The following is a 26,208-nucleotide window of genomic DNA, read 5'->3' on the forward strand; positions in this document are numbered from 1 at the left end:
TATTTTGTTAGTTATTATGATACTATCATTCCTCTTAACATTTATTGTTTATACCTAAAAAACACAAAAGTTATTTAGCTTTAAATACTAAAATAAGTTATTATTATAAAAGATTCTTCAACATTGAATTACCTAGATTTTAACTTTGTTTGGATATAATCGCTCAAAATTTACTAGAGGAATTGTAATATGGCATTAAATGTTTACTACGATAAAGATTGTAATATCGAATTAATAAAATCAAAAAAAGTTGCAATGATTGGTTTTGGTTCTCAAGGTCACGCACACGCTGAAAACTTAAGAGATTCTGGTGTAGAAGTAATTGTTGGTTTAAGAAAAGGTGGTTCATCTTGGGCAAAAGCTGAAGCTAAAGGATTTACTGTAAAAACTGTAGCAGAAGCTACTGCAGCTGCTGAAGTTGTAATGATTCTTTTACCAGATGAAAATCAAGCTGATATTTATGCAAAAGAGATTAAACCAAATCTTAAAGATGGTGCTTATTTAGCATTTGGACATGGATTTAATATCCACTATGGAAGAATTATTCCTGAAAAAAATACAAATGTAATGATGATTGCACCAAAAGCTCCAGGTCACACTGTAAGATCAGAGTTTACTAAAGGTGGAGGAATTCCTGACTTAATCGCTGTATTCCAAGATCCAAAAGGTGACACAAAAGATATTGCTTTAGCATATGCAAGTGCTATTGGTGGAGGAAGAACAGGAATTATTGAAACTACTTTCAAAGATGAAACAGAGACTGACTTATTTGGTGAGCAAGCTGTACTTTGTGGTGGCGCAACTGCTTTAGTTAATGCTGGATTTGAAACATTAGTTGAAGCTGGTTATGAACCTGAAATGGCATACTTTGAGTGTTTACATGAGTTAAAACTAATTGTTGACTTAATGTATGAGGGTGGTATTGCAGATATGAGATACTCTATTTCAAATACTGCTGAATATGGTGATTATGTTTCTGGACCAAGAGTTATCAATGATGAATCAAAAGCTGCTATGAAACAAATCTTAAAAGAGATTCAAAATGGTGTATTTGCTAAAGATTTCATTTTAGAAGGACAAGCTGGATATCCAAGAATGAATGCTGAAAGAAAAAATGCAAAAGCTTCATTATTAGAGCAAACTGGTGAAAAACTAAGAGCTATGATGCCTTGGATTGCTTCTAATAAAATTGTTGATCAATCTAAAAACTAAAACTTCTAATAGTGTTAAAGTAAGAAGGGTTCTTCTTACTTTAACAAATCCAAAACTTAATGACTAGACGGAAAAAGAGTAGTAGAAAACCTACTAGAAGAAAAAACAGCACCAGTAAATCTAACTATAATTTTAAGATTATAAATATTTTATTACTTATTATTGCCCTTTTAATTATTGCTATTGGATTTTTAATATATATTATTGACAATAATAGAGTTAAAAAAACTATTGATAATACACCTATTCCTAAAACTGTGGAAAAAATTGAACAAAAAGTAAAAGATACAAAAGATAAATTTGATAAATATTTTGATGAAGTTGAGAAGATAAAAAAAGATAAATTTGAAGAGTATACAAAAGATTTTTATAAAGATTATACAGATACAAATATAGAAGAGAAAAAAAGTGAAAAAAGTGTAACAGAAGAAGAGAAAAAAATCGAAAGTAAAGAGCCTAAAAAAGAGGAAAAAGAGAAAGCTATATTCCCTATTAAACCTAAATTAGCAATTATTTTTGATGATGTTACAACCCAATACCAAATAAATAAAATTAGAGACATAGGTTATAAAACTACAATTTCTGTAATGCCTCCAACAAAAAAGCATCCAGATTCAGCTAAAATCGCCCAGCCTTTGCCTTTTTATATGATACATTTTCCCCTTGAAGCAACTGCATTTAAAAATGAAGAGTCAAGTACTCTTCATATAAATGATACCTATGAAAAGATTGAAAAAAGAGTTGCAAAAATAAGAGAACTCTATCCAAATGCCAAATATACAAATAATCATACAGGAAGTAAATTTACTGAAAATCGTGAAGCAATGGATAAACTATTTAAAGCTCTAACAAAATATGATTTTGTTTTTGTTGATAGTAGAACAACAGGAAAAAGTGTAGCAAAAGAGATGGCACTTAAATATAATATGCCATATATCTCTAGAAATGTATTCTTAGATAATGAACAAGAGTTTAACTATATACAAGGACAGTTGAAAAAAGCAGTTGCAATTGCAAAGAAAAATGGTTTTGCCATTGCTATTTGTCACCCACATCCTATAACTATTAAGACTTTAAAAGAGTCAAAACCTCTTCTTGATGGTTTAGAGATGATATATCTAAATCAAATTCCCACTTTAAAAAAGTAAAATAAAATATAGTTATATCTCTATGATATTGGTTCCATCTTTATTTTTGTTCTATTTCCAAGTAACCAAATACTAGATAATAGTAATGCACTACCAATCCATTGGGAGATACCAAAAGCTTGATCTAATAAAAAAGCAGAAAGTACCACTGCTGTTAATGGTTCAAGAAGTGTTCCAACAGTTAATGTTGTAGGTTTTAAACGTACTGCACCCCAACTAAAAGCAAGTAAAGCAAGTGCAGCCGTTACAACACCAAGATATAAAAACCAAGTTTGTGGAGGCAATTGATTTGGCCAGATAAATGGTTGAGAAAATGCAAAAAGACTCATTACCAATGTGGCTACAATCGTTAAACAAGTTGTTGCTGGACCAGCACCAAGAGCTTTGGAAATTCGACCACTTGTCATTGAAAAACCTGCATAAAGAAAGGCTGAACCAAGGGAATATGCAACACCTAAGAGTAAATTATTTGAATTGTTTAAAAAAGTAGAAGCATCATCATCTTTCAGAATGATTAAAATTGTCCCAAGAATAGCTCCAAAAAGAACTAAAATTAGCTTTAAATCTACTTTTTCTTGCCCTTTTAGTACAGTAATTATTGTAACGATAACTGGTGGTAAGCAAAGAGCTATAAGAGTAGGTATAGCTGGTCCAATTTGCTCTATACCCAAAAACCAAAGTAGCACATAACCAGCCATAGCAATTCCAGCTAATACAACTGTTAATAATAAGGGTTTTAATTTATGCCAGAATATTTTACGACCAAAAATTGTTATAAGTACAATATCACCTATTAAAAATCTCCAAAAAGAGATATTTTCAGGAGTAAAACCATGTTTTGTAACAAGTATATCCACTACTAAAGCACCTGTTCCCCATAATATTCCTGCACCACAAACTGCAAAAAGTGATAATGTTAAAGATTGTGTTGATGTAGCTGTATTATTCATAGCAATATTCTAAAACCTTATAAAAAAATATTCTTTCTTGCACACTATATCAAATAATGATTAAAGCATGGTATATTTTTTATTTTCATAATATATTATCTTATTTTAAAACAACTAATTAAACTTATTTGTATATAATATAGAAAATTATTAAGGGGATTTATGTCTTCTATTATTGATTTTCATATAAAAGAGTTTAATTTATTAGAGAAATATCCAAAAGATGTTTTTTATAAAGGAGATCTCTCTTTACTTAACAAAAGAAAAGTCTCAATTGTTGGCTCAAGAAGACCTAATGCATATTGTGTAAAGTACACAAATCTTATTGCAAATGAGTTATCAAAAAGAGATATTGTAGTTGTAAGTGGCGCAGCAATGGGAGTTGATGCAATAGCCCACAAAGCTTCAAGTGTCAATAATACAATAGCTGTAGTTGCAAATGGGTTAAATATTAGATATCCAGCCATAAACAGTAAATTAATTGAAGATATCGAAAAAAAGGGACTTGTTTTAAGTACCTATAGTGATGATGAAATGCCAAGAAATTATACTTTTGTTCAAAGAAATGAACTTGTAGTTGCCCTTGGAGAAGTATTGATAGTAACCCAAGCAGATATAAATAGTGGTAGTTTAAGATCAATTGAATTTGCTCTTAAAATGAATAAAAAAGTATATACTCTTCCTCACAGATTAGATGAGAGTTTAGGCACACAAAAATTGGTTGAAGAGGGATTAATAGAACCAATTTATGACTTAAATAAATTTTTTGACACTTTTGGAGAAATTAAAGTAACCACCAGTGAACTTGCAGCTTTTATAAATAGTTTTCCAAGCTATGAAGAGGCAGTAAAAAAGTACAAAAGTAAAATCTTTGAATTGGAATTAGAAGGAATAATAAAAATTGAAAATGGTTTTGTAAGACCCCTTTAAATACTACAACCTCTTCGGCTTTTTACAAATCTTAATATTAAATAGCCCATTATTCCTGAAGCAAAAGAACCAATAAGAATAGCTAATTTATCAGTAAAAAAGAATACGTTACTATTTTCAAAAGCTAAACTATCTATAAAAAGACTCATAGTAAAACCTATTCCAGTTAAAACTGAGACTCCATAGAGTTGTGCCCAATTTGTGCACCTTGGGAATTTTGCAATATTATATTTAATTGCCAGATAGCTAAAAAGAAAAACCCCTAATTGTTTTCCAATAAAAAGTCCAAATATAATCCCCATCGAAGTAGGATTTGAGAGTTTATCAAGGGAAGTATAACTTAAATCTACTCCCGCATTTACAAAAGCAAAAAGCGGTAAAATATAAAAAGCAACCCAGTAGTGAATATGGTGTTGTAAAGATTTAACAGGGGAAATAATTTTTCTTTTTTCATCTATTGCATGAAGAGGAATAGTAAAAGCCACAATTATCCCTGCAAGTGTAGCATGAACTCCTGATTTAAGTACAAAAATCCAAAGTAATACACCCAATAAAATATAAAATCCCAACCTTGTTACTTTAAATCTATTTAGAAGTATAAGAAGTATGATACAAATACCAGCTAGGCTAATTGCATGAAAAGAGAGATCATTTGTATAAAATAGCGCAATAATTAATATTGCACCCAAATCATCAAAAATAGCCAAAGCCATTAAAAAAATTTTTAAAGAAGCTGGAATCCTTCTTCCAAGTAAAGATAAGATTCCAAGGGCAAAAGCAATATCAGTTGCTGTTGGAATTGCCCAACCCTTTAGGGCATAGTCATCTCCATAATTAAAGATAAAATATATTAATGCAGGAACTACCATTCCTCCTAAAGCAGCAATTGCAGGAAGAGCTATTTTACTTGGAGTTGAAAGATGTCCAGCAATTAATTCTCTTTTTATTTCAAGTCCAATAAGTAAAAAGAATATTGCCATTAAACCATCATTTATCCATAATATAAGTGGCTTTTGAATATCAAGAATATGTCCAACTTTAAAGACAATTTCTGTTTGTAAAAAAGAGGTATAAAATTCTGAAAAAATAGAGTTATTTAAAAGAAGAGCCAATATGGTTGCAAAAATCAATATAATGCCAGATGTTGACTCTTTTCTTATATATTTTTTTACTAAAACCTGCATCTACTCCTCCTAGAAAAAGTTATATTTATAAAATACAACTTTATATCTAAGAGAAGAATTAAACTAAAATTTACTTAAGTATTAAAAGCTTTCCCACTCGTCATCATCTTTTACATTACTTGTAATGGCTTTGTCTTTTACTTCAGTTTTTTTAGAAGAGTGTGACTCAACTTTTTTACTTTCATGTTTTGAAGATGCAGAAGAGGACTCTTTTCTATCACTTTTTGCTGATGTTCTTGCTGCTACTTTATTTTTACCTAAAAACTCTTTTGATTGAGCATCTGCAACAATCTCTTTTGCAATTGCATCAGTTTCAGCAGCAATATCATGAGTTTGTGTTGCAATTAATGCATTTTGTTGAGTCTGTTGGTCTAATTGATTTACCGCATCATTAATTTGAGTAATTCCTTGCTCTTGCTCTTTAGAAGCATTTGCAATCTCCTCAATTTTTTCAGTTGACTTTTTAATATCAATTAATAATTCATCATAACCTTTAATCATTTGGCTACTTATATCTTTACCTTGAGCGGCTTTTGAAGTTGCATTCTCAACTAACTCTTTAATCTCTTTTGCTGCTTCAGCAGACCTACTTGCAAGGTTTCTTACCTCTTGAGCAACAACTGCAAAACCTTTTCCAGCCTCACCTGCTGTTGCAGCTTCAACTGCAGCGTTAAGTGAAAGAATATTTGTTTGGAAAGCAATTTGATCAATCACAGAGATTGCTTCATTAATAGAGTTTACTTGATCTGTAATATCTTCCATAGCTTTAGTTGTATTTTGAGCCAATGTTTGACCTGTTTTAGCAGAACTACTAAGATTTTTTGCATATTCACTCATTAAGTGCACATTCTCTGCATTATTTACAATTGTACTTGTAATCTCTTCAAGTGCTGCTGCTGTCTCTTCTAAAGAAGCTGCTGCTTCAGTTGAACTTCTATTTAAAGTATCAACATTTATTATCAATTGATCTGATGATTTATCAAGTGTAAGCCCAATTGTATATGATTGTTTTAAAAGTGTTGAGATTTCATCAGTTAAGAAATTAAGACTATTTACTAATGATGCCATATCCCCTTCAATCCCTTTAGTATCTAATTTACTTGTGAAATTGTAACTACTAAACTCATTTAATATTTTGTTTATTGAGTCAACTCTGTTTTTTAGCCCACTTAACATTGCATTTAATGCATCACACAATTGCACAAGTTGCGGATTATTTGGATGACTTAATACTTTTTGATCCATATACCCTTTGTTTGCTTTTTCAACAATAGCTAAAACCTCTTTAACTGTTTCATTATCTTTATTTAATCCAATTTTGGTTTTTTCTATACTCTCATTAACAGAAGCTGCCATCATTGCAAACTCATCTTTACCTTCAATTACTAAAAGTTTACTCTCTTGTGTCTCCCTGTTAATATATGCAAAGAAACTAGATAGTCCATCTTTAAACTTCTCAATTGATGAAATAATAATATTTGACAAAACAAGAGAAAAAATAAGAAAAATGATAATTGAGATTATTGCAATAGCAATTAGAATATTATTCATTGTTGATTCAGCTTGAATACTTAACTCTTTTGCACTGCTGTTAATTTGATTTAATTCTTTTTCTAGTCTTAATCCAGTTTCGGCCATTTTTACTATAATAGGTTTAATTTCACTAGATTCATTTAAAATTCCATTATTAAACTCATCAATTCTTTTTTTTGCAAAAGCATCAAAATGTTCAATATATTCAGATGATTCTTTTAATATTTCATCACATATTTCAATGTTTTTCTGAACAGTTAGACCAGATTTAAACTCTTTAACTTTGTCATCAAGAGTTTCAAAGCTCTTATGAACATTATCAATATTTGAATCATTTGGTGTTCTTAAAAATTGATAAACCGCAATTCTTCCCTTTAAGACATCTTGAATAAATATATCTGTTTTTTCTGCTGCTTGTATTCTTGTTTTTACAACATTGTTGTAGTAAGTAAAGATAATCGTAACAATTGTCACAATTACAATATAGACAATAGGCACTAATGCCAACTTAAACTTGGTACTAAAATTTTTTAACATCCTTCACATCCCCCTGAGTACTATTGATTAAAGCATCAATAATACCACAGAATTTGAGGATTTTATATAAATAATGACATTTTTGTGACAAAATTATTAATAAATAACAATTTTGTTACAATTCAATTATTTTTTAGTAACCTCTTAGTTGGTAAGTGATATCTCCAGCACCTACTCCTAAGAGTATTCCTTCATCATATGTTTTAATAATTTTATCATCTTTGATAAGTTCAATTTTTCCTTCACTAGCTTTTAATCTATCTGCAAAGATTGGATTATAAGAAGAAAACTCTTTTTCAAAATCGATTTCAATTACTTGTTCACCAGGTATTGTCCATAAAGGAAGTATTACAAGCTCGTCACATCTTCTAAAACATTTTTTGAAACCTTCAAGGTTATCATTTGTTCTTGAATATTTATGTGGTTGCCAAATAACAACTCTTTTATTTATATTTGTTAGATTGTCATAAAGTTCAACAGATTTCATTGTTGCTTCAATCTCTGTTGGGTGGTGAGCATAATCATCAACTAAAGCAAATTTATCATTTTTTTGAATTAAATCAAATCTCTTTTTTATCCCCTTATAGTTTTTAATATTTTCTCTTATTGTTTCAATATCTAGTTCATTTAATGCAGCTAAAATTGCCAATGAAGCATCAATAGCTATATGATAACCAAATCCCCAAACTTCAAAAGAACCATAGTTTTTTAACTCAAATCTTGTGCAAGGTTCCCCTTCTCTTAAAAGATATGAAATATTTTTTATATCTTTGCTTGGGTACAAATAAAGAGCATCTTTTATATCTAGTTTTTGTATATATTTATCTTCACCATTTAAAACTCTTTTTTTTGCTAACTCAATAAATTTTTTATATGAATCAAAAAATTTATCATAATCATAATGGTAATACTCCATATGTTCTGGTTCTGCATTTGTCACAATAGAACAGTATGGATTTGATAGTAAAAATGAAGCATCTGATTCATCTGCTTCAAAAGTCACAAGATTATTTACATATCTAAAGTTTGAGCCAAAATCCTTAGAGATTGCACCAATTAAAGCTGAACTTTGAAGTATTGAAGCTAAAATCGCTGTGGTAGTTGATTTACCATGGGCACCAGCAACACAGTAGTTCTTTTTATCCCCTAAAATAATTGGCAGAGCCTCTTTTCTTGAAAGTGTTCTAATCTGTTTTAATCTTGCTTCAATCAACTCTGGATTTTCATCTGTTACTGCTGCACTATAAATAACTAAATCAAAATTATCAACAATATTTTTTGCATCTTGGGGACAAGAGACTTTAATACCTTCTTTTATTAACTCTTTTGTAATTGGCGAACTTTTCATATCTGAACCACTTACTTCATGTCCGTCATATTTCAAAAATCTTGCAAGGGCAGATAAACCTATCCCACCTATACCTATAAAATGTACTCTCATTAACTATCCAATAAATGTTTTAAAGTTTTATACTCTTTATCTAATATATCACTATTTTCTTCTAAATATTTTTCCAAATCATAATTAAAATTTGTTATAAAATATCCATAAATTTCATCATCTTGTGAAGCATTTAAATTCACATCTTCTTCATAAAAGCTATCTATGTTTTTCTCTTTTGAAAGGGCAATTATATGTACTTTTAGTGCATCACAAAGAGCAGTGTCATCTAAAATTGATAATAAAACAAAAAGAAGCTCTTTTGCTCCTTTATTGTTCTCATAGCTCCATTTTTCAATTGCATGTTCATAAAAAGCTCTAACATAAAAAAGATCTTTTTCTTTAAGGGTAAGTTTTCTTGTTAATATAATCTCTTCAACATCTTCAAAAGTGATTTTTAGAATATTTTGATAGATTTCATCAGCTTTATCTTCATCTAAATCAAGAACCAAAAAAGAGTCTAAAACTTCATAAAGTGCACCAATATCCCTACTACTTATTGCATCAAGCCTTGTTTTTTCTAAATATTTTAAAAAATCAGGGTTTGTTCTTGCACTATTTAGATCCTCTTTATCCATCAATAAAATCCTTTAATCGTTTTAGTATCTCTCTTGTTTTCTCTTCATTTTCAACAAGAGCTATTCTTACATACCCTTGTCCCATTCCATTTCTACCTAAAAAGCTTCCTGGAAGAACTTTAATATTTTTCTCTTTATAAAGATTTTTTGTAAACTCTAAATCATCTTCTACTTCAAGCCAGATATAAAAAGTTGCTTTTGGAGGAGTTATTCCCAAAATCTCTTTTGCAATTTTAAAATTTTTCTTATATATCTCTCTAAACTCATCAACATGGAAATCTTCATTCCAAGCAACTGCTGCTGCTTTTTGTAACGGAACAGGAGAAGCACACCCAACATAAGTTCTATATTGCATATAAGATTCTAAAATATTTTCATCTCCAGCAACAAATCCACTTCTTAAACCTGGAGCTGAACTTCTTTTTGAAATTGAGTTCATTACAATTACATTTTTAAAATCTACATTCCCTACTTCAATACTAGCTTCAAGTAAAGATGATGGTTTTTTGCTCTCATCAAAATATATTTCAGAGTAACACTCATCATTTACAAGTACAAAATCAAACTCTAAAGCTTTTTTCACCCACTCTCCAAGCTCTTTTTTTGTCATCTCTGCAGAGGTTGGATTGTTTGGGTAGTTCAAAATAACTAAATCACATTTCTCTAACTCTTTGTCACTTAGTTTTGCTTTGAATTTATTCTGCTTTGTTAAATTTATATGAATAACTTTTGCTCTACTTGCAATTGCCGCACCTTCATATATTTGATAAAAAGGGTTTGTAAATGCAATTGTTGGCTCTTTTTTATCAAAAAGCAAAAACTGTGGGAAATTAAAAAGAGACTCCCTTGTTCCAAAAGTAGTAACTAATTGTTTATCTTTCAAAGTTACATTAAATCTTTTTTTAACAAAATTAATCATTGCCTCTTTTAATTCAGGCAAACCTGCACTTGCTGGATATTTTTTAAGTAATGAAGTTGATTTATTAAGTGCATTTTGAATAAATTTTGGAGTCTCAAACTGAGGCTCTCCTATTGTTAACGCACTTGGTTCATAATTATCATTTGGCTTAATATCTTTTAATAACTCATTTAACTTTTCAAATGGATATTTTTCAAAATTCATTTTTTTCCTTATTCTTCAATAACTGGTATTAGCAGTTGATCAAATCTATTTAAATCAAAAGAGATTAAATCAGGATTTGTATATAAAAACTTCCATGAAAATCTAGACTTAAACATACTATGTTTCAAAGGTAAAATTTGAAGGATGTTTGTCTCTTTTTTCAACTCTCTTATAGGATTCTCATCATTTGAAACAACCTCTATTTTTTCATTAAAAATCTTTGCCAGATTTTCAAAATGATCTATTAAATCGCTTTTTTTCTCATTCTCACCCAAAGGGTTCATGTTAAAAATCTTAGTCCTTAATTTTAATTGTGCAGAAACATCAAAAACAACTGGTGAAATCTGTTCATAAGAGTTTACATCATTGATAACCACAACACTATTTTTCAATCCTGTTCCATTACTCTCTTCACCTATTTTATATAAAGGCAACTTCAAATCTAAAATATGTTTTATTTTTTTTCTGTTATTAAACATTTCACTTGTTAATATTATCATTCCCACATCAAAAGCACGAATATCACTCTTTAGAAGTCTCTCCATACCAATATCATGATAATCCATTTTTATCTCAACACTATCGTTATTTGCAAAATTATCTTTTATTAAATCTATAATATCAACGGTTGTAGGTCTTGTAATACGGATAATCATTTTACTGTTTTTTAATCTTTTATTTAAAAATTTTATTTGGTTGATTACATTTTCAATTCTATCTTTATCTTGTAAATACATATCAAGATACAAATAAATATTGTGTCCAAAAGGCATAGGAAATTGACCTTGTGATTTTCCAATTGCATTATAAACTTGCATCAGTACAGTAGGCTTACCAATAACAAGAATAATATCATTTGGTTTTAATATCAAAGAGGGTTTTATATTTATAAGTTTTTCACCCCTATAAAGTCCAAAGATTTTCCACTCTTTTTGCTCAATAGAACCAATATATCTGTAAGCATAAGAGCTACCAAAAGGGATTTTAATTTCCATAATTTCACCCTGCTTTAGTCCAATATTTTGAGCCATTACAGGAATATTTGGCAATCTTTCAACCATACCATTTGCAAGAACTTCTATCCCTTTGTAAATATTTACATAAGGATCTTTCATATTAATTCCCCAATAGTCTAAAATAGACATTGGAAGATTCTTTTTTCTTGCTTTTATATTTTTGATTACATTTATCATCTCATCTTTTGAATTAAGAGCAATAAGAACTTGTGAGTGTGTGTCTTTGTCTAAAACCATTGCAAGTTTTGACTCAGAAGTTGGATCAAATTTATAAAAAGTGAAATTTGAAGGTTTGTGTTCTGGTACAATGGCATCACTTAGATAAACAATATCATAACTATTTTCTGTAGTATTGGTTTCAACCATTCTTTGCAGCAATTTTTTTGCAACAATGCCATCAAGGATTACTAATATTTTTTTCATAGGGTATTATATCTAAAAGTGCTAAATTTTTATGTTCAAATTTGTTGTTTTTTTTATCTAAAAAAATAAACTTATTTAGGATTGTAACTCAATAGGAATTTTAATTTTAAATAGAGCCCCATGCTTGCTGTTTTCAACTCCTAATTTACCTTGCATATTCTCTTCAACAATCATTTTTGACATATAAAGACCTATACCAGTTCCTTGGTATTTATGTTTTGTAGTGAAGTATGGTTCAAAAATTTTATCAATTATTTTTTCATCGATTCCACCTGCATTATCTTCTATTTCTAAAACTGCATAGTTGTTATCTTTATAAAGTTTTATAAAGATTGTTGGATTTTTGATTTTTCGTTGAACTAAAACATCTTTAGAGTTTGTTAAGATATTCAAAATTGCTTGGGCATATTCATTTGGGAAGCCCTTTATTTCGATAGTTTTATCTAAATTTTCTTCTACAGTTATATGATGGAATTTTAAACTTGAAGCAACCAATTCTAAAGATTGTTGCAGTTTATCTTCAATATGAAAAGTCTCTTTATATTTATTTGGTTTAAAGAAATTACTAAAATCCTCTATAGTGTTTGAAAGATAGTTAGAGGTTTTAATAATAACTTCAATTTTATTTAGTTCAGATTCATTATTTGAAAGTCCAAACTCTTTTTCAACTTTCATTCCTGAAGCTGCTGTTGTAATCATTGATAGAGGTTGTCTCCATTGGTGAGCTATATTTCCTATCATCTCTCCCATTGCTGCAAGTCTTGATTGATGCATCAATAATTTCTCTTGTTTAGCTCTTTTTTCAACCTCTTCTTTTACTTTTTTATCCAAAACTTGGTTTAATTGTTCCAACTCATGGGTTTTGTCTTCTAACATTTTATTTGTTTTATTTAACTCCAAAGTTCTCTCTTCAACTCTATCTTCAAGTTTTTCATAAGAATCTTTTAACTCTTTTTGAGAACTCTCTATTTTTGAAATCATCATATTAAAACTTTTTGATAAATGCCCTATTTCATCACTATTATTATTAAAACTTCTTAAACCTAAATTTCCTTTTGAAATCTCATTTGCTACCTCATTTAAAGAGATTATTGGTTTTGAAAAACTTCTTGCAATAAAAAATGAAATCAAGAAAATAATAACTAGAAGGATCACAAAAAAGGTAAAAAAACTATAATACATATTCTCTATTTTTTTATGAAACTGTTGAAGAGAAAAGCTTAAATGTATATGTCCCCAACTAGACCCTGATATAATAATAGGTGTAACATAATGAAATACCTCTATTTTAGAGCTTGGGTCTACCATCATTTTATAGACACTATTTTCTTTTTCAAGACTCTTCATACTTGTATCAATATTAGTTTCATATGACCATTTATCTTTATTTATAATAAAATATTTATTGTTTTTTTCAATTACAATTGAGTTAAGTAATTCATGATGGGAAAGAAAATCATAGTTGAACTCTACAATATAGGAATTGTCATCTAATACTATTGCATCTGACATACTATAGATCAATATTTGGGCAATACTTTTTGCTTCTTGTTCTAGTGATTTAATAATCTCTTTTTTTTGGCTAGTAATATAATATATTGAAAAAATAGAAGAAAAGAATAATATCGCTAAAAACATTGAAATGAATATTTTTGTAAATATTTTATTTAGCTTGAACATCAACTTTTCTTTTTAAGCTTAAATACTCTTTATAGAATTTCTCTAACGTTTCCAAATCTTTTGGATAAATTCTTTTTATTTTTGTGCTATCAAGCATTTTTATAAGATGGTTATATTCCCTATTAAAACTACCATCAATAACTATTCCATCAAAACCATTTATTATCTCTTCTGAGGTATTTTTATGAAAAAGCCCTATCCCATAAAAAAAGATAGGTTCAGATTCAATTAATATGGAAACTTTCTTTTCTATTGAGGGGTTTAAAAGGACTAAATCCTTATAAGAACTTTTTCTAATAACAGCAAAATCTCCTTTATCAAAAAATAGTTTTAAAACTAAACCTGCATCTTTTTCTACACTAATCTCTTCTTTGATTAATTTTTTATATCTTTTATTTAACTCTTTTAAAGTCAAATAATCTAACCAATCACTATAATTATCATTTGAAGAAAAAGATAAAAACTTCTTATTTTTTATATCTTTTATACTTTTAATGTTTGAACTATTATTAACAACTAAAACATATCTTTGAAAATCTATATTGTTATCAAAAGTAAAAAAATATTTTGAAACCTCTTTTAGCTTATCCCTATATTTTAAATAGGAACTTGAATAAATAACTAAAGAGTTATATTTTTTATATCTAATATATTCATCTACTACTTCATCAACATTATCAATAAAAGTTACATTTACATCATATTTATTATCAAATCTTTCTGCAAATTTCTTAGAGATTCTAGAGACTATACTTTTAATTTTATTTTGATTTATTTTATTGTATTCACCAATATTTACAGCAAATTCATAGTTTTTATCTAGATGATTATCCCCATACAAAAGGGTAATAAAAATAAAATATAAACTAATAAGTCTCTTCAAGTTTTTTACCTATTAGTTTATCAATTGTTGCTAAAGAGATAAGATAGTCATGCAAACTTTTAAGATAATCAGCTTTTACATAGACTTCCATCATAGAAGATTGAACTAAATCTTTTGCCTCTACCATCTCATATTTATAAGCTTTAAAATTTGTTATACTATTTTCAGTTGCGGCATCAACAGCTTCTTGAAGAGCTTTTAGTTGTTTAAAGCCCAATGAACTTTTGATAAACTCATTTTTTAGTTGTAAAGCAAGACCATCTTCTAGAAGAATCTTTTGTTCGTTTACAATCTTTTTATCTAATCTTTTTTCAAGTACTTGATTATCTGTCTTAAATCCATTAAATAAAGACATTTTTACAGCTAACCCAACTGTCCATCTATTTGCATTTTCTTCATATAAATATCCATATTGGTACGAATTGTAAGTATGATTGATATTTCCAAAAAGATTAACCATTGGTTGATACTCAGATTTAGCCTCTTTTATTTGCTCATCTTTTATTTTAAGTGCCAAATCAATAGTTCTAATATCTGAATTAAAATCCATTGATTTTTTTACTAATGTTTCCAAATCTTGGTTTTGTTTTAAAATCTCTTGTTTCTCATATGTGATTTTAATCACATCATTATATTTAAGACCAATCAAATTCCCAATTGCACCCTCTAATATCTTTCTATTTGTATCAATTTTGTAAAGGGTAGTTTCAATAAGTGAAGTGATTAATTTTATATTTAAGTAGTCTGTTTTTTTAATATTTAGAGTTGTTCCATTCTCTAAAAATTCTTTGGTTAAATCTCTGCTAAACTTCATATTTTCATATATATCATTGATTAATTTATAAAGACTATCCACAAAAATATAACCATAAAAATATCTTTTAACATCATATACAACTGAGCTTTCGCTTCTTTTTATTGCTTCTGCTTTTATCTCTTTATTAAGTTTTGCCTGTTGGATTATTGAAGAGATTTTTCCACCTGTATATAAAGGATAATTAACTTCTAACTCTCCTCTTACAGTATCTCTACCAACTGCAATAGTGTCAATATCTGCACTTATTGAAGTTGATGTTATTCCCATCATTCCAAGTGCAGCAGCCATATCTGCTGGAAGTTTAAACTCACCTCTTTGTTGATAAATTGTATCTTTGTCATCTCTTTTAGCATACAAAACCACGTCAAGACTAGGATAGTTTGCACTTAAGGCTTGTTCATATTGTGCTTTTGCAATCTCTAAATTTAATTTTGAGATTTTATTTAAACCATTATTTTCCAAAGCAAGATCTATTGCTTTATCAAGTGTTAAATCGAACTCTTTTGCATTTACCATAATGCAAGCTAATAAAAATACACATACAATCTTTTTCAACGAATTTTCCCAAAAATAATTTCCCAAGAGATTATAGCAATTAAGTTTTAAAAAAAGATAATGTATATTCATTCATATTACATATTAATTTCTATTTAAATTTTATATTTGATATAATACAAACTTTAATTACAAAAGGAACTATTTAATGGAATTTAAAATTGATGGAAAATCTCATCATAAGGCAAGAGCTTGCACAATAAAAACTGCCCATAGCACTATACAAACACCTGTATTTATGCCTGTTGGAACTCAAGCAATTGTAAAAGCTTTGGATGCAAATGATATGCTAGAACTTGGAGCAAAAATCATTTTAGGAAATACCTACCATCTATACTTAAGACCAGGAAGCAAAACCGTAAAAAAATTTGGTGGACTTCATGGTTTTTCAAAATTTCCAAACTCATTTTTAACAGATAGTGGTGGATTTCAAGCCTTCTCTTTAAGTGATAACTCAAAACCAGATGAAAATGGTATTACTTTTAAATCACATATTGATGGAAGTAAACACTATTTTACCCCACAAAGTGTTTTAGATACCCAATATGATTTGGGAAGTGATATTATGATGATATTAGATGATTTAGTTGCACTTCCTAATACAAAAGAGAGAATTAAAAAATCAATTGAGAGAACAACAAAGTGGGCAAAAGAAGCTATTACTTACCATAAAGAGCAACAAAGCAAAGGTATAGGGGTTGACCAGAATATTTTTGCAATTATTCAAGGTGGAACAGATAAAGAGTTTAGAAAACTAAGTGCTACTCAACTTTGTGAACTAGATTTTGATGGTTTTGCAATTGGAGGGTTATCTGTTGGGGAACCAAATGAAGATATGTATGAAACAGTTGAGTGGACTACAGATTTTATGCCTTTGGATAAACCAAGATATTTAATGGGAGTTGGAACACCTGAGGATTTAATAGAAAATATAGAAAGAGGTGTTGATATGTTTGATTGCGTTATGCCAACAAGAAACGCAAGAAATGGAACTTTGTTTACCTCTTATGGAAAAATCAATATTAAAAATGCAAAATACAAAGAGGATGAAGCACCAATTGATCCAGAGTGTGACTGTTATACTTGCAAAAACTTCTCTAAAGCATACTTAAATCACCTATTTAGAGCAGGTGAAATTAGCTACTTTAGATTAGGTTCAATGCACAATATTAGATACTATTTAAACCTAATGAAACAAGCAAGAGAAGCTATTTTAGCAGATAATTGGCTTGAATTTAAAAAAGAGTTTTATGCAAAAAGAGGCGTTACTAAAGAGTAAGATTACCTCTTTTTAGATATAATCCACACAATTTATAAGAGCAACTCGTTGCTCTCTTTAGAATTCTGATACTTTTAAGTGAATTTATTTCAGTGATAAAAAGTAGTTATTAAATTTTTGGTCCCTTTTAAAGGGCACCTTTAAAAGGAGTTATATTATGACTGTTGATGATAAACTAATCGAGAAGTTAGCAAAACTCTCTAGTTTGGAGATTGCAGACTCAAAAAAAGAGAACCTAAAAGCTGAACTTGCTGATATTATCAACTTTGTTGAAAATCTAAATGAGATTGATGTATCAAATATTGAGGCTACATTTAATACAGTTGAGGGTGGAACACCTTTAAGAGAGGATGTGGCAAAACAAGACTTAGAACTATCAAATCATATTTTAAAACATGCTCCAAAATCTGAAGATGGCTACTTTATAGTTCCAAAAATTATCGAGTAATTATGCTTAGAATTTATGGAATAAAAAATTGTGATAGTGTAAAAAAAGCACTAAAATTTTTTAAAGATAACAATATTGAAACAGAGCTTTTTGATTTTAAAAAGCAAAATCCCCCTTGTGATAAAATAAAACTTTGGGCTTTAGATGCTGGAATTGACAAACTCTTTAATAGTAGAGGAACCACTTATAGAACTCTAAATTTAAAAGAGCTAAACCTAGATGAAACAGGGAAAATAGAGTGGCTTTGTAAAGAATCAATGCTTATTAAAAGACCTGTTATTGAATACGAAGACAAGGTTTTAGTTGGCTTTGATGAAAAGCTTTATAAAGAGACTTTTCTTTAGTCTCTTTACAAATTTATATTAAAATAGCTTCACTCTCCTCATCATCTTCAACTATTTTTTCCTCTTCATTTTTACTCATAATATATTCATAAGTTACAGATATAAATCCTATAGAAAAAATAGTTATAAAAACACTTACAAGCGAGCTTAAAACTGAAAGTTTTGGGGAGATAATTCCCATAAGAAATCCAATTACAATTCCATATACTCCACCTATTAATGCTCCTAAAAGTACAGGTATTATAATTACATTTAGAAAAACAAAAGTTTTATATTTTGAAGAGATTACAAAAGCATCCACAAAACCAATTGGTTTATCTATTGAAATTGCAGGAAAAACTAAAGAGAGTCTAGAAAAAACTACTGCTAAAAATAAAAAAACAACTATTTTTATAAGAGTTGAATAGATAAGAATACCCTTTAAATCTAAAATATCATATAACAATCTTTCAGAAAAGTTTGTAAGAAGAAATAAGATTCCTCCTATAATTGCACCAAATACAATCAACAAAAGAGTTTTGAAAAAAAACTTTAAATCAGCACTAAAAAATTTTAGAAAATGTGTAAATGAAACTTCTTCATTTAAAAGAATTATCCTATGAATTAATACTGACATAACTACAGTAATAGCAATATATACAAATGCGAATATATAAATATTTGAATACATTATAATTGCTTTAGAAAAATACTCACATATTAAAAGTAAAATAAATGGTATTAACAAAACTTTAGCCAGCTCATTTTTCTTTTTAAAAATCAAATCAAATGTTCTTTTAAAAACATAAGAGTACTTATTCTTTGGTTCTTCAAGAGGTAAAGAGTCCATAATATTCCTTCAAGTAAAGATTAAATTATGATACTACAAAGTTATTTATATGATTATTATTTACTAAAGGATGAGAGAATAAAAGATTTTGATGATTATTTAAAAATAAAAAAGTAGTATTACCTACTTTTTTATTTTCTTGATTCTTTTAGTGTTTCAGCTATCATAAATGCCAACTCTAAAGATTGGTCTGCATTTAATCTTGGATCACATTGAGTATGATATCTACTAGCTAATCCTTCAGCTGTTATTGCAGAACTTGTACTTCCTGTACACTCAGTAACATTTTGACCTGTCATCTCAAGATGAATTCCACCTGCAACACTTCCTTGTGCTTTATGGATTTGGAAAAATTGTTTCACTTCACTTAAGATATTTGCAAAATCTCTTGTTTTATATCCATTAGAAGTCTTTTCTATATTTCCATGCATAGGATCACATGACCAAACAATTTTTTTACCTTCACTCTCAACTCTTTTTAGAAGATTTGGAAAAATATCTGCTACTTTGTCGTGTCCCATTCTAACTATTAAATTTAGTCTTCCAGCCTCATTTTCAGGATTTAAAGTATCTATTAGTTTAATAAGTTCATCCTCTTTCATAGATGGTCCAACTTTACATCCAATAGGATTTTTTATCCCTTTAAAGTACTCAACATGAGCTCCATCAAGCTCTCTTGTTCTATCTCCAATCCAAAGCATATGTGCACTACAATCATACCAATCACCAGTTAAAGAATCTTTTCTTGTAAGTGCCTCTTCATAGTTTAAAAGAAGTGCTTCATGGGAAGTATAAAGTGTTGTCTCTCTTAACTGAGTTGTATTATCACTTGTAATTCCACAAGATGCCATAAACTTTAGTGACTCAGAGATTTTATTAGCCAATTGCTCATATTTTTCACCAAGAGTATTATCTTTTACGAAGTCTAAATTCCAAGCATGTACTTTATGTAAATCTGCCATTCCACCTCTTGAAAAAGCTCTAAGTAAGTTTAGTGTTGCTGCACTTTGATTATATGCTTTTAAAAGTTTTTTTGCTTTTGGAACTCTATCTTTTACTGTAAAATCCATATTATTGATAATATCACCTCTATATGAAGGTAAAGATACACCATTTATCTCTTCAAAATCTGCACTTCTTGGTTTTGCAAATTGCCCTGCAATTCTTCCAACTTTTACAACTGGACATCCACCTGAAAAAGTTAAAACTACTGCCATTTGCATCATTACTTTAAATAGATCTTTTATATTATTTGCATTAAAAGCATTAAATGACTCAGCACAATCTCCACCTTGAAGTAAAAAGGCTTTCCCTTCCACTACATTTGCCAATTGGGTTTTTAATCTTCTAGCCTCTTCTGCAAAAATTAGAGGAGGATATGTTGCTAACTCTTTTTCAACTTTTTGTAATTTATCCAAATCATCATATGTTGGTTGTTGTTTTATTGGAAAATCTCTCCAACTACTAGGATTCCAATTATTCATATTCTAACCCTTATCTTTTTAAATAGTTGTAGATTTTATCTAAAAGTATCTTAAGTATTAAGAGTAACCCAAAAATTGCTTTTGGATTACTAATATTGTTAATCTTTTTGAAGTTTTCTAAGTAGATCTGCAAATGAGTCTTTAAATGTTTTTAAACCATCTTCTAAAAGCTTATTATAAACAGCTTCAATATCGATTTTATTATCTTTTAATTTTCTAAAATATTTATTACAATCTTCTAAAGTTGGGATCTCACTTGGCTCTTTACTTCCATTTTCCAACCAATCATCAATAGTTGCTAAAGGTGCAGTATTTACAGAGTTTGGATAGATTAAATTATCAACATAATAACTTCCATTAAAATCATTTCCTTTAACTCCTGTACTTGCAAACAGAGTTCTAATATTACTATTTCCAAATTTCTCCACTTCGTGGTAACACTTTGTAGCATTCATAATTCCAAGTCTACCTTTTTTTAAGCCTTTTGCAAAAAGTTCAGAATCACACATCCTGTCAAGTCTTGAAACAAACACAGAGATTACTGCTTTTGTATCTTTATTTGAAGCTTTAATACCTTCATCTAAAGCTTTTGCACACTCAATTGCTTGTTCAGGAGAAAAAATCAGTGTAGCATTTACATTAATTCCTTGAGAAGTAAGCTCTTTCATAGCTTCATAACCAGCTTTTGTTGCAGGAACTTTTATCATCACATTTTCTGAACCAATTATTGTATTTAATCTCATTCCCTCTTCAATTGTTCCTTTTGCATCATCACAAAGTTCTGGGTCAACTTCAATAGAGATAAAACCATCATCAGAATCATTTGAATATAAATCACTTAAAAGCTCTGCTGCTCTTTTAATATCGGTGATTGCTAGCTCTTCATAGATTGTTTTTGGTTCATTTGCTTGTAACATTTGCAGTTGTTGCCCATAAGCAACAGAGTTTGAAATAGATGATTCAAAAATTGCTGGATTTGATGTTGCACCATAAATAATCTCTTTTTCAATTAGGTCAATAAATCTATTCTCTAAAAAATCTCTCTCAATAAAATCACACCAAAGTGAGAAATTTATATCTTCTCTTAAACTCATAAATAATCCTTAAATATACTCTAATATTTTTGTTAAATCTTTTGTATCAACAATAATATTAGCCTCTTTTTTTAATATCTCTCTTCCGCAAAAAGCAACTCTTTTAGCTGCATAGGGAAACATTGAGACGTCATTAGCACCATCTCCTGCTACCAAAGTATTCTCTTTAGTTGCTCCTAAAAGTGCTTGTACCCTTTGAATCATATCACCTTTAGAAAAACCAAACATCATATCACCGCCAACAAGTCCGGTTAATACTCCATTTTTTTCATGCAAAATATTTGAAAAATCTGCATCAAGTCCTAGTTTCTCTTTTGCTGGTGTAGTTCCTATTCTAAAACCTCCTGAAAAACAAACCACTTTATATCCAGCCTCTTTTAGTTTTGCTACTGTCTCGTAAGCTCCCGGCATAAGTGGTAAATCTTTACATATTTTTACAGCTTTTGTATATTCTAATCCTTTTAAAAGTGATACTCTTTCTACTAATGACTCAAAAAAATCCAGCTCTCCAGCCATTGCTTTTTCAGTAATTGCAGCAACTTTTTCCTCTAAACCCAAAGGCTTAGCCAAAAAATCTATTGTTTCTCCATCCATCAGCGTTGAGTCAAAATCAAAAACTGCCAATTTCATTTACATTTTCCTAGTTTTATTTTTTTAAGGCTATAATAGTACCTAAATTTTACTAAAGGAAACTTCTTGAAGCTAGCTTGCATAGATATAGGTCTTAAAAGAATAGGTATGGCAATATCTCTACAAGGCAATATTGTAACTCCTCTTCCTGCTGTTTTAAGAAAAAATAGAAATCAAGCTTCAAATGATGTAAAAAAAGTTTTAAAAGAGTGGGATATTGATAAACTAATTATTGGTTTTCCAAGTGCAAGTTTAGATATGCAAAAAAGAGTTGAACATTTTACCAAACTTCTTGATCTTGATATCCCTTATGAATTCCAAGAAGAGAATATGAGTTCAATAGAAGCAGAAGAACTAATTAAAGGTGAAATAAAATATAAAAGAGATGGAAGAATTGACTCCCTTGCTGCAAAAATTATTTTAGAAAGATTTTTAAGTAAATAATCTACTTTTTTTTATTTTGAACTACTGCTATTGCTAAATCATTATCATGGGTTATAGATAGATATGACTTTTTAATCTTAAATTTTTTTCTTATCTCTTTTGTATACTTTAATTTAGGAGCTCCATTTTTATCTTTTTTTATCTTTATATCATGAAAAGAGCACTCTTTTCCAATGCCTGTTCCCAAAGCTTTACTAGCTGCCTCTTTTGCTGCCCAAAACCCAGCTGCTGTCTCAACTCTTTTAATTAACTCTATCTCTTCGTCATCTAAAAATCTCTCATAAGCTCTTCTTCCAAACTTATCAATCATATTTTTAATTCTATTTATAGAAACTACATCAATACCTAACATTTTTAAAACCTATTTTGTGTATAATTCTTTCCATGAAACTATTTGTAAAAAAAGCATTATACCTTATCATTATGTTATTTATTATTAGCCTTATATCTTTTCTTGCAATACATATGGCACCAAACTCTTTTTTTGCAAGTGGACAGCTAAATCCAAATATTACACCTGAAGCAATTGAGCAATTAAAAGCTGTGTATGGTTTAGATAAACCTCTTTATGTTCAGTTTTACTTTTGGGTACTTGCAATTATCCAGCTTGATTTTGGAATCTCTTTTGCAAGTGGAGTTTTAGTAAAAAATGAAATCCTTGCAAGAATTCCTATAACACTAACTATAAATATTGTCTCAATGTTTTTAATTTTTATTATTTCACTATATTTAGGAATAAAAGCGGCACTAAATAAAGATGGCAAATTGGACAGAGGTATAGGACAACTATCACTTCTAAGTTTTGCAATGCCCTCTTTTTATCTTGCACTTTTGCTTGTTCTTATATTTGCAATAAATTTTGAAATTTTGCCAATTGCTGGACTTCATTCTGTGCCAGAGGATGGGAGTTTAAATTACTATTTGGATTTTGCATGGCATTTAGTTTTACCAATTTTTATTATTGTATTTGGAGGAATTGGAAGTTTAACTTTGTATATTAGATCTCTTACTATTGAAATACTTAAATCAGATTATATATTTTTTGCAAAAGCAAGAGGTTTAGATAATAAAAAACTTTTAAGATACTATATTTTACCAAATCTATATCCACCTGTAATTACACTTCTTGGGCTCTCACTTCCAGGAATTATTGGTGGTTCTGTTATTTTAGAAACAATCTTTTCTATTGATGGGATGGGATTACTTTTTTATCAAAGTGCCTTAAGTCACGACTATCCTGTTATTATGGGAATATTAATAATTGGAGCATTTTTAACTCTTTTAGGAAATATGCTAGCAGATTTGACACTTTTAAAACTAAACCCTAACTATGATGGAAAGTAATTTTTTATAAGGAATTTTTTTGAAAATATTAACAACTATTAAAGAGCTTCAAGAGGCTCGAAATGAGATAGAAGGAAGTGTTGGTTTTGTACCAACAATGGGTGCTTTGCATGATGGACATATTTCTTTAATAAGAAAAGCTAGAGCTGAAAATCAAACAGTTTTTGTATCTATTTTTGTAAACCCAACACAATTTCTTCCAGGTGAAGATTTAGATGCATACCCTAGAAAAGAGCAAGCTGATAAAAAAATCTGTGAAATGTGTAAAGTTGATTACCTTTTTATGCCAGATGCTACAACTATGTATGGTGAAGATGAAGTATTAATTAAAGCACCAAGTAAAAGCTATATTTTGGAAGGGAAAACAAGGCCAGGACACTTTGACGGAGTTTTACAAGTTGTTCTTAAACTATTTGGTTTGGTACAACCTACAAATGCTTACTTTGGGAAAAAAGATGCACAACAACTCTCACTTATTCAACAAATGGCAAAAAATCTATTTTTATCAGTTAATGTAGTGCCTTGTGATATTGTTAGAGAAAGCGATGGCTTGGCAATGAGTTCAAGAAATATTTATCTATCAAAAGAGCAAAGAAGAGATGCAATAGCAATTTCAAAATCACTCTATACAGCTGCAGCTCTTGTTTCAAAAAAAGAGTTTGATATTGAAACTATTAAAAATAGAATGATGCAAGTTATGGAAAATCTTGATGTGGAATATATCGCATTTGTAAATAGGGAGTTTAATGAACTTAAACAAATTGAAGTAGGAAACTCTATAATTTTAATAGTTGCTAGATTTGGTTCAGTTAGGCTTTTAGATAATATGTGGATTTAGTAGTTAAAAACTACTAATCCTTAAAAAAAAAGTTTAGATTAGAACTTATTTTACATATTTTTCTATTTATGCTAAAATTCGCAAAAAATTATTGAAAGCCAATAGGAAAATATGAATTTTACAACAAAAAAACCCACTAAATCTTTACATCTTGTAAGTCTTGGATGTACCAAAAATCTTGTTGATTCTGAAATTATGTTAGGAAAATTAAAAGATTATGAAATAACAAATGATGCTTCAAATGCTGATGTTATTATTGTAAATACCTGTGGATTTATTGATAGTGCAAAAGAGGAGAGTATAAATACTATTTTAACTTTGCATGATGAAAGAAAAGAGGAATCAGTTCTAGTAATGGCAGGCTGTCTTAGTGAAAGATACAAAGATGAACTACAAAAAGAGTTACCAGAGATTGATATCTTCACAGGTGTTGGAGATTATGACAAAATAGATCAATTAGTAAATGAAAAAAGAAGCTCTTTTTCAGATGAAGTTTTTTTATTAAGTGAGACTAATGATAGGGTAATAACTGGTTCATCTTATCATGCATATGTAAAGCTAAGTGAAGGGTGTAATCAAACCTGTTCTTTTTGTGCTATTCCTAGCTTTAAAGGAAAACTTCACTCAAGAACTTTGGAATCTTTAGTTAAAGAGGTTAAAAACCTTGTAAAAAGTGGTTATTGTGACTTCTCTTTCGTATCACAAGACTCATCTTCATTTCTTCGAGATATGAATATCAAAAACGGTTTAGAGAAACTAATAGAAGAAGTAGAAAAGATTGAAGGTGTAAAAAGTGCTAGAATTTTATACCTTTACCCATCTACAACCACTCTTAAACTAATTGAGAAGATCCAAAAATCAAAAATATTTGAAAACTATTTTGATATGCCTTTACAACATATCTCTTCTAATTTACTTAAAATTATGAAAAGAGGAAAAGGTGTAGAAAAACTAAAAGAGTTAATGGACGCAATGAGAAAAGTTCCTAATAGTTTTGTTAGAACAACTTTTATTGTAGGACATCCAGGAGAGACTCAAGAAGACTTTGAAGAACTATGCACTTATGTAAAAGAGTACAAATTTGATAGGGCAAATGTATTTTCTTATTCTGATGAAGAGGGAACAACAGCTTATGATAGAATAGACAAAGTAGCACAAGATATTATTGACCAAAGAGCTGATATTTTAGGAGAAATTATCTCTAAAACAACAAAAGAGTCTTTAGAAAATGAGATTGGAAAAGAGTTTGAAGTTTACATTGATGGAGAGAGCCAAGAGCATGAATATCTATTAAGTGCCAGAAAAAAATCTTGGGCACCTGATATTGATGGGGAAATCTATATCAATGACAATGAACTTGTGGATGAGAGCAATGAAGCTTTACAACTAAAATTTGGCTCTATTTATAAGGTAAAAGTTACAGAACTTGTTGGAGACAAACTTCTAGCTACTGTTATTAAGTAA

At 29.1% G+C, this 26,208-nt stretch carries 25 protein-coding genes; 10 read left to right on the top strand and 15 right to left on the bottom strand.

All coding sequences use genetic code 11. The annotated features are described in order from the left end of the window. The first annotated feature begins 189 nt into the window (after window positions 1-189). Window positions 190-1,212, top strand: coding sequence for a ketol-acid reductoisomerase (gene ilvC, locus AEBR_RS13505; protein ID WP_128982144.1), 1,023 nt, complete (start codon window positions 190-192; stop codon window positions 1,210-1,212). 59 nt (window positions 1,213-1,271) lie between these two features. Next, complete coding sequence (locus AEBR_RS13510; protein ID WP_129087426.1) at window positions 1,272-2,360, top strand: divergent polysaccharide deacetylase family protein; 1,089 nt, start codon at window positions 1,272-1,274, stop codon at window positions 2,358-2,360. 20 nt (window positions 2,361-2,380) lie between these two features. Here AEBR_RS13510 and AEBR_RS13515 read toward each other — a convergent pair whose 3' ends face one another. Further along, window positions 2,381-3,310, bottom strand: a complete 930-nt coding sequence (locus AEBR_RS13515; RefSeq protein WP_129087425.1) for a DMT family transporter — start codon at window positions 3,308-3,310, stop codon at window positions 2,381-2,383. A gap of 162 nt (window positions 3,311-3,472) precedes the next feature. Here AEBR_RS13515 and AEBR_RS13520 point away from each other — a divergent pair, with 162 nt between their 5' ends. Beyond that, a complete protein-coding gene (locus tag AEBR_RS13520; protein ID WP_129087424.1) occupies window positions 3,473-4,240 on the top strand; it encodes a DNA-processing protein DprA in 768 nt (255 codons plus the stop codon). Here the strand turns inward: AEBR_RS13520 and nhaA are convergent. The 9 genes from nhaA to AEBR_RS13565 all read right to left on the bottom strand — a co-directional run bounded on the left by nhaA (window position 4,237) and on the right by AEBR_RS13565 (window position 16,010). Then, entirely contained in the window at window positions 4,237-5,424 is a 1,188-nt protein-coding gene (nhaA, locus tag AEBR_RS13525; RefSeq protein ID WP_129087423.1) for a Na+/H+ antiporter NhaA, read from the bottom strand. The two genes, AEBR_RS13520 and nhaA, sit on opposite strands and share 4 nt — an antisense overlap. Window positions 5,425-5,505: 81 nt before the next feature. Beyond that, window positions 5,506-7,494, bottom strand: a complete 1,989-nt coding sequence (locus AEBR_RS13530; protein ID WP_129087422.1) for a methyl-accepting chemotaxis protein — start codon at window positions 7,492-7,494, stop codon at window positions 5,506-5,508. Between the two features lie 133 nt (window positions 7,495-7,627). Further along, window positions 7,628-8,935 (bottom strand): UDP-N-acetylmuramate--L-alanine ligase, encoded by a 1,308-nt coding sequence (gene murC, locus AEBR_RS13535; RefSeq protein ID WP_129087421.1) that lies wholly within the window; start codon window positions 8,933-8,935, stop codon window positions 7,628-7,630. Continuing rightward, entirely contained in the window at window positions 8,935-9,513 is a 579-nt protein-coding gene (locus AEBR_RS13540) for a hypothetical protein (protein ID WP_129087420.1), read from the bottom strand. Before AEBR_RS13540 ends, murC begins: the two co-directional genes overlap by 1 nt. Then, window positions 9,506-10,636 carry a succinyldiaminopimelate transaminase gene (locus AEBR_RS13545; protein WP_129087419.1) on the bottom strand — a complete coding sequence of 377 codons (1,131 nt, stop codon included), beginning with the start codon at window positions 10,634-10,636 and terminating at the stop codon, window positions 9,506-9,508. The genes AEBR_RS13540 and AEBR_RS13545 overlap by 8 nt, the downstream gene beginning before the upstream one ends. 8 nt (window positions 10,637-10,644) lie before the next feature. After that, window positions 10,645-12,075 carry a COG3400 family protein gene (locus AEBR_RS13550; RefSeq protein WP_129087418.1) on the bottom strand — a complete coding sequence of 477 codons (1,431 nt, stop codon included), beginning with the start codon at window positions 12,073-12,075 and terminating at the stop codon, window positions 10,645-10,647. Between the two features lie 75 nt (window positions 12,076-12,150). Continuing rightward, complete coding sequence (locus AEBR_RS13555) at window positions 12,151-13,755, bottom strand: ATP-binding protein (RefSeq protein ID WP_129087417.1); 1,605 nt, start codon at window positions 13,753-13,755, stop codon at window positions 12,151-12,153. Continuing rightward, entirely contained in the window at window positions 13,739-14,638 is a 900-nt protein-coding gene (locus AEBR_RS13560; RefSeq protein WP_129087416.1) for a PhnD/SsuA/transferrin family substrate-binding protein, read from the bottom strand. Before AEBR_RS13560 ends, AEBR_RS13555 begins: the two co-directional genes overlap by 17 nt. Further along, the gene (locus AEBR_RS13565; protein WP_164969494.1) at window positions 14,622-16,010 is read right to left on the bottom strand and encodes a TolC family protein; all 1,389 of its coding nucleotides are present in this window, start codon (window positions 16,008-16,010) and stop codon (window positions 14,622-14,624) included. The genes AEBR_RS13560 and AEBR_RS13565 overlap by 17 nt, the downstream gene beginning before the upstream one ends. Before the next feature lie 148 nt (window positions 16,011-16,158). On the opposite strand from AEBR_RS13565, the gene tgt reads away from it, so the two are divergent. The 3 genes from tgt to AEBR_RS13580 all read left to right on the top strand — a co-directional run bounded on the left by tgt (window position 16,159) and on the right by AEBR_RS13580 (window position 18,081). After that, complete coding sequence (gene tgt, locus AEBR_RS13570) at window positions 16,159-17,289, top strand: tRNA guanosine(34) transglycosylase Tgt (protein WP_129087414.1); 1,131 nt, start codon at window positions 16,159-16,161, stop codon at window positions 17,287-17,289. A gap of 157 nt (window positions 17,290-17,446) precedes the next feature. Beyond that, the gene (gene gatC / locus AEBR_RS13575; RefSeq protein ID WP_129087413.1) at window positions 17,447-17,737 is read left to right on the top strand and encodes an Asp-tRNA(Asn)/Glu-tRNA(Gln) amidotransferase subunit GatC; all 291 of its coding nucleotides are present in this window, start codon (window positions 17,447-17,449) and stop codon (window positions 17,735-17,737) included. 2 nt (window positions 17,738-17,739) lie between these two features. Further along, a complete protein-coding gene (locus AEBR_RS13580; protein WP_129087412.1) occupies window positions 17,740-18,081 on the top strand; it encodes an arsenate reductase family protein in 342 nt (113 codons plus the stop codon). Between the two features lie 13 nt (window positions 18,082-18,094). Here the strand turns inward: AEBR_RS13580 and AEBR_RS13585 are convergent, their stop codons facing one another. The 4 genes from AEBR_RS13585 to serB form a co-directional block, all read right to left on the bottom strand. Then, the gene (locus AEBR_RS13585) at window positions 18,095-18,910 is read right to left on the bottom strand and encodes a hypothetical protein (RefSeq protein ID WP_129087411.1); all 816 of its coding nucleotides are present in this window, start codon (window positions 18,908-18,910) and stop codon (window positions 18,095-18,097) included. Between the two features lie 131 nt (window positions 18,911-19,041). Next, window positions 19,042-20,394 (bottom strand): class II 3-deoxy-7-phosphoheptulonate synthase, encoded by a 1,353-nt coding sequence (locus AEBR_RS13590; RefSeq protein ID WP_129087410.1) that lies wholly within the window; start codon window positions 20,392-20,394, stop codon window positions 19,042-19,044. Between the two features lie 98 nt (window positions 20,395-20,492). Further along, window positions 20,493-21,488 (bottom strand): transaldolase, encoded by a 996-nt coding sequence (locus tag AEBR_RS13595; protein WP_129087409.1) that lies wholly within the window; start codon window positions 21,486-21,488, stop codon window positions 20,493-20,495. 9 nt (window positions 21,489-21,497) lie between these two features. After that, window positions 21,498-22,118: a phosphoserine phosphatase SerB gene (gene serB, locus AEBR_RS13600; RefSeq protein WP_129087408.1), complete on the bottom strand. Its 621-nt coding sequence runs from the start codon at window positions 22,116-22,118 to the stop codon at window positions 21,498-21,500. Window positions 22,119-22,184: 66 nt separating this feature from the next. On the opposite strand from serB, the gene ruvX reads away from it, so the two are divergent. Continuing rightward, window positions 22,185-22,562 carry a Holliday junction resolvase RuvX gene (gene ruvX, locus AEBR_RS13605; RefSeq protein ID WP_129087407.1) on the top strand — a complete coding sequence of 126 codons (378 nt, stop codon included), beginning with the start codon at window positions 22,185-22,187 and terminating at the stop codon, window positions 22,560-22,562. Between the two features lies 1 nt (window position 22,563). Here the strand turns inward: ruvX and acpS are convergent, their stop codons facing one another. Next, window positions 22,564-22,914 (bottom strand): holo-ACP synthase, encoded by a 351-nt coding sequence (gene acpS, locus AEBR_RS13610; RefSeq protein ID WP_128982103.1) that lies wholly within the window; start codon window positions 22,912-22,914, stop codon window positions 22,564-22,566. Window positions 22,915-22,946: 32 nt separating this feature from the next. Between acpS and AEBR_RS13615 the strand changes: the two genes are divergently transcribed. The 3 genes from AEBR_RS13615 to rimO all read left to right on the top strand — a co-directional run bounded on the left by AEBR_RS13615 (window position 22,947) and on the right by rimO (window position 26,208). Further along, on the top strand, window positions 22,947-23,906 hold the full coding sequence (locus tag AEBR_RS13615) for an ABC transporter permease (protein WP_129087406.1): 960 nt from the start codon (window positions 22,947-22,949) through the stop codon (window positions 23,904-23,906). 19 nt (window positions 23,907-23,925) lie between these two features. Further along, window positions 23,926-24,744 (top strand): pantoate--beta-alanine ligase, encoded by an 819-nt coding sequence (gene panC, locus AEBR_RS13620; protein ID WP_129087405.1) that lies wholly within the window; start codon window positions 23,926-23,928, stop codon window positions 24,742-24,744. A 111-nt stretch (window positions 24,745-24,855) separates the two neighbouring features. Then, on the top strand, window positions 24,856-26,208 hold the full coding sequence (gene rimO / locus AEBR_RS13625) for a 30S ribosomal protein S12 methylthiotransferase RimO (protein ID WP_129087404.1): 1,353 nt from the start codon (window positions 24,856-24,858) through the stop codon (window positions 26,206-26,208).

This window comes from Halarcobacter ebronensis (assembly GCF_013201825.1).
In the GTDB taxonomy this organism is placed as follows: Bacteria; Campylobacterota; Campylobacteria; order Campylobacterales; family Arcobacteraceae; genus Halarcobacter; species Halarcobacter ebronensis.

Coding starts and splice junctions, on each gene's coding strand:
- serB (WP_129087408.1), bottom strand. CDS start 22,118: ATGAAATTGGCAGTTTTTGATTTTGACTCAACGCTGATGGATGGAGAA.
- AEBR_RS13580 (WP_129087412.1), top strand. CDS start 17,740: ATGCTTAGAATTTATGGAATAAAAAATTGTGATAGTGTAAAAAAAGCA.
- AEBR_RS13590 (WP_129087410.1), bottom strand. CDS start 20,394: ATGAATAATTGGAATCCTAGTAGTTGGAGAGATTTTCCAATAAAACAA.
- AEBR_RS13615 (WP_129087406.1), top strand. CDS start 22,947: ATGAAACTATTTGTAAAAAAAGCATTATACCTTATCATTATGTTATTT.
- AEBR_RS13510 (WP_129087426.1), top strand. CDS start 1,272: ATGACTAGACGGAAAAAGAGTAGTAGAAAACCTACTAGAAGAAAAAAC.
- nhaA (WP_129087423.1), bottom strand. CDS start 5,424: ATGCAGGTTTTAGTAAAAAAATATATAAGAAAAGAGTCAACATCTGGC.
- acpS (WP_128982103.1), bottom strand. CDS start 22,914: ATGTTAGGTATTGATGTAGTTTCTATAAATAGAATTAAAAATATGATT.
- AEBR_RS13520 (WP_129087424.1), top strand. CDS start 3,473: ATGTCTTCTATTATTGATTTTCATATAAAAGAGTTTAATTTATTAGAG.
- tgt (WP_129087414.1), top strand. CDS start 16,159: ATGGAATTTAAAATTGATGGAAAATCTCATCATAAGGCAAGAGCTTGC.
- AEBR_RS13585 (WP_129087411.1), bottom strand. CDS start 18,910: ATGGACTCTTTACCTCTTGAAGAACCAAAGAATAAGTACTCTTATGTT.
- AEBR_RS13555 (WP_129087417.1), bottom strand. CDS start 13,755: ATGTTCAAGCTAAATAAAATATTTACAAAAATATTCATTTCAATGTTT.
- ilvC (WP_128982144.1), top strand. CDS start 190: ATGGCATTAAATGTTTACTACGATAAAGATTGTAATATCGAATTAATA.
- AEBR_RS13530 (WP_129087422.1), bottom strand. CDS start 7,494: ATGTTAAAAAATTTTAGTACCAAGTTTAAGTTGGCATTAGTGCCTATT.
- AEBR_RS13515 (WP_129087425.1), bottom strand. CDS start 3,310: ATGAATAATACAGCTACATCAACACAATCTTTAACATTATCACTTTTT.
- gatC (WP_129087413.1), top strand. CDS start 17,447: ATGACTGTTGATGATAAACTAATCGAGAAGTTAGCAAAACTCTCTAGT.
- rimO (WP_129087404.1), top strand. CDS start 24,856: ATGAATTTTACAACAAAAAAACCCACTAAATCTTTACATCTTGTAAGT.
- AEBR_RS13545 (WP_129087419.1), bottom strand. CDS start 10,636: ATGAATTTTGAAAAATATCCATTTGAAAAGTTAAATGAGTTATTAAAA.
- AEBR_RS13540 (WP_129087420.1), bottom strand. CDS start 9,513: ATGGATAAAGAGGATCTAAATAGTGCAAGAACAAACCCTGATTTTTTA.
- murC (WP_129087421.1), bottom strand. CDS start 8,935: ATGAGAGTACATTTTATAGGTATAGGTGGGATAGGTTTATCTGCCCTT.
- AEBR_RS13595 (WP_129087409.1), bottom strand. CDS start 21,488: ATGAGTTTAAGAGAAGATATAAATTTCTCACTTTGGTGTGATTTTATT.
- AEBR_RS13550 (WP_129087418.1), bottom strand. CDS start 12,075: ATGAAAAAAATATTAGTAATCCTTGATGGCATTGTTGCAAAAAAATTG.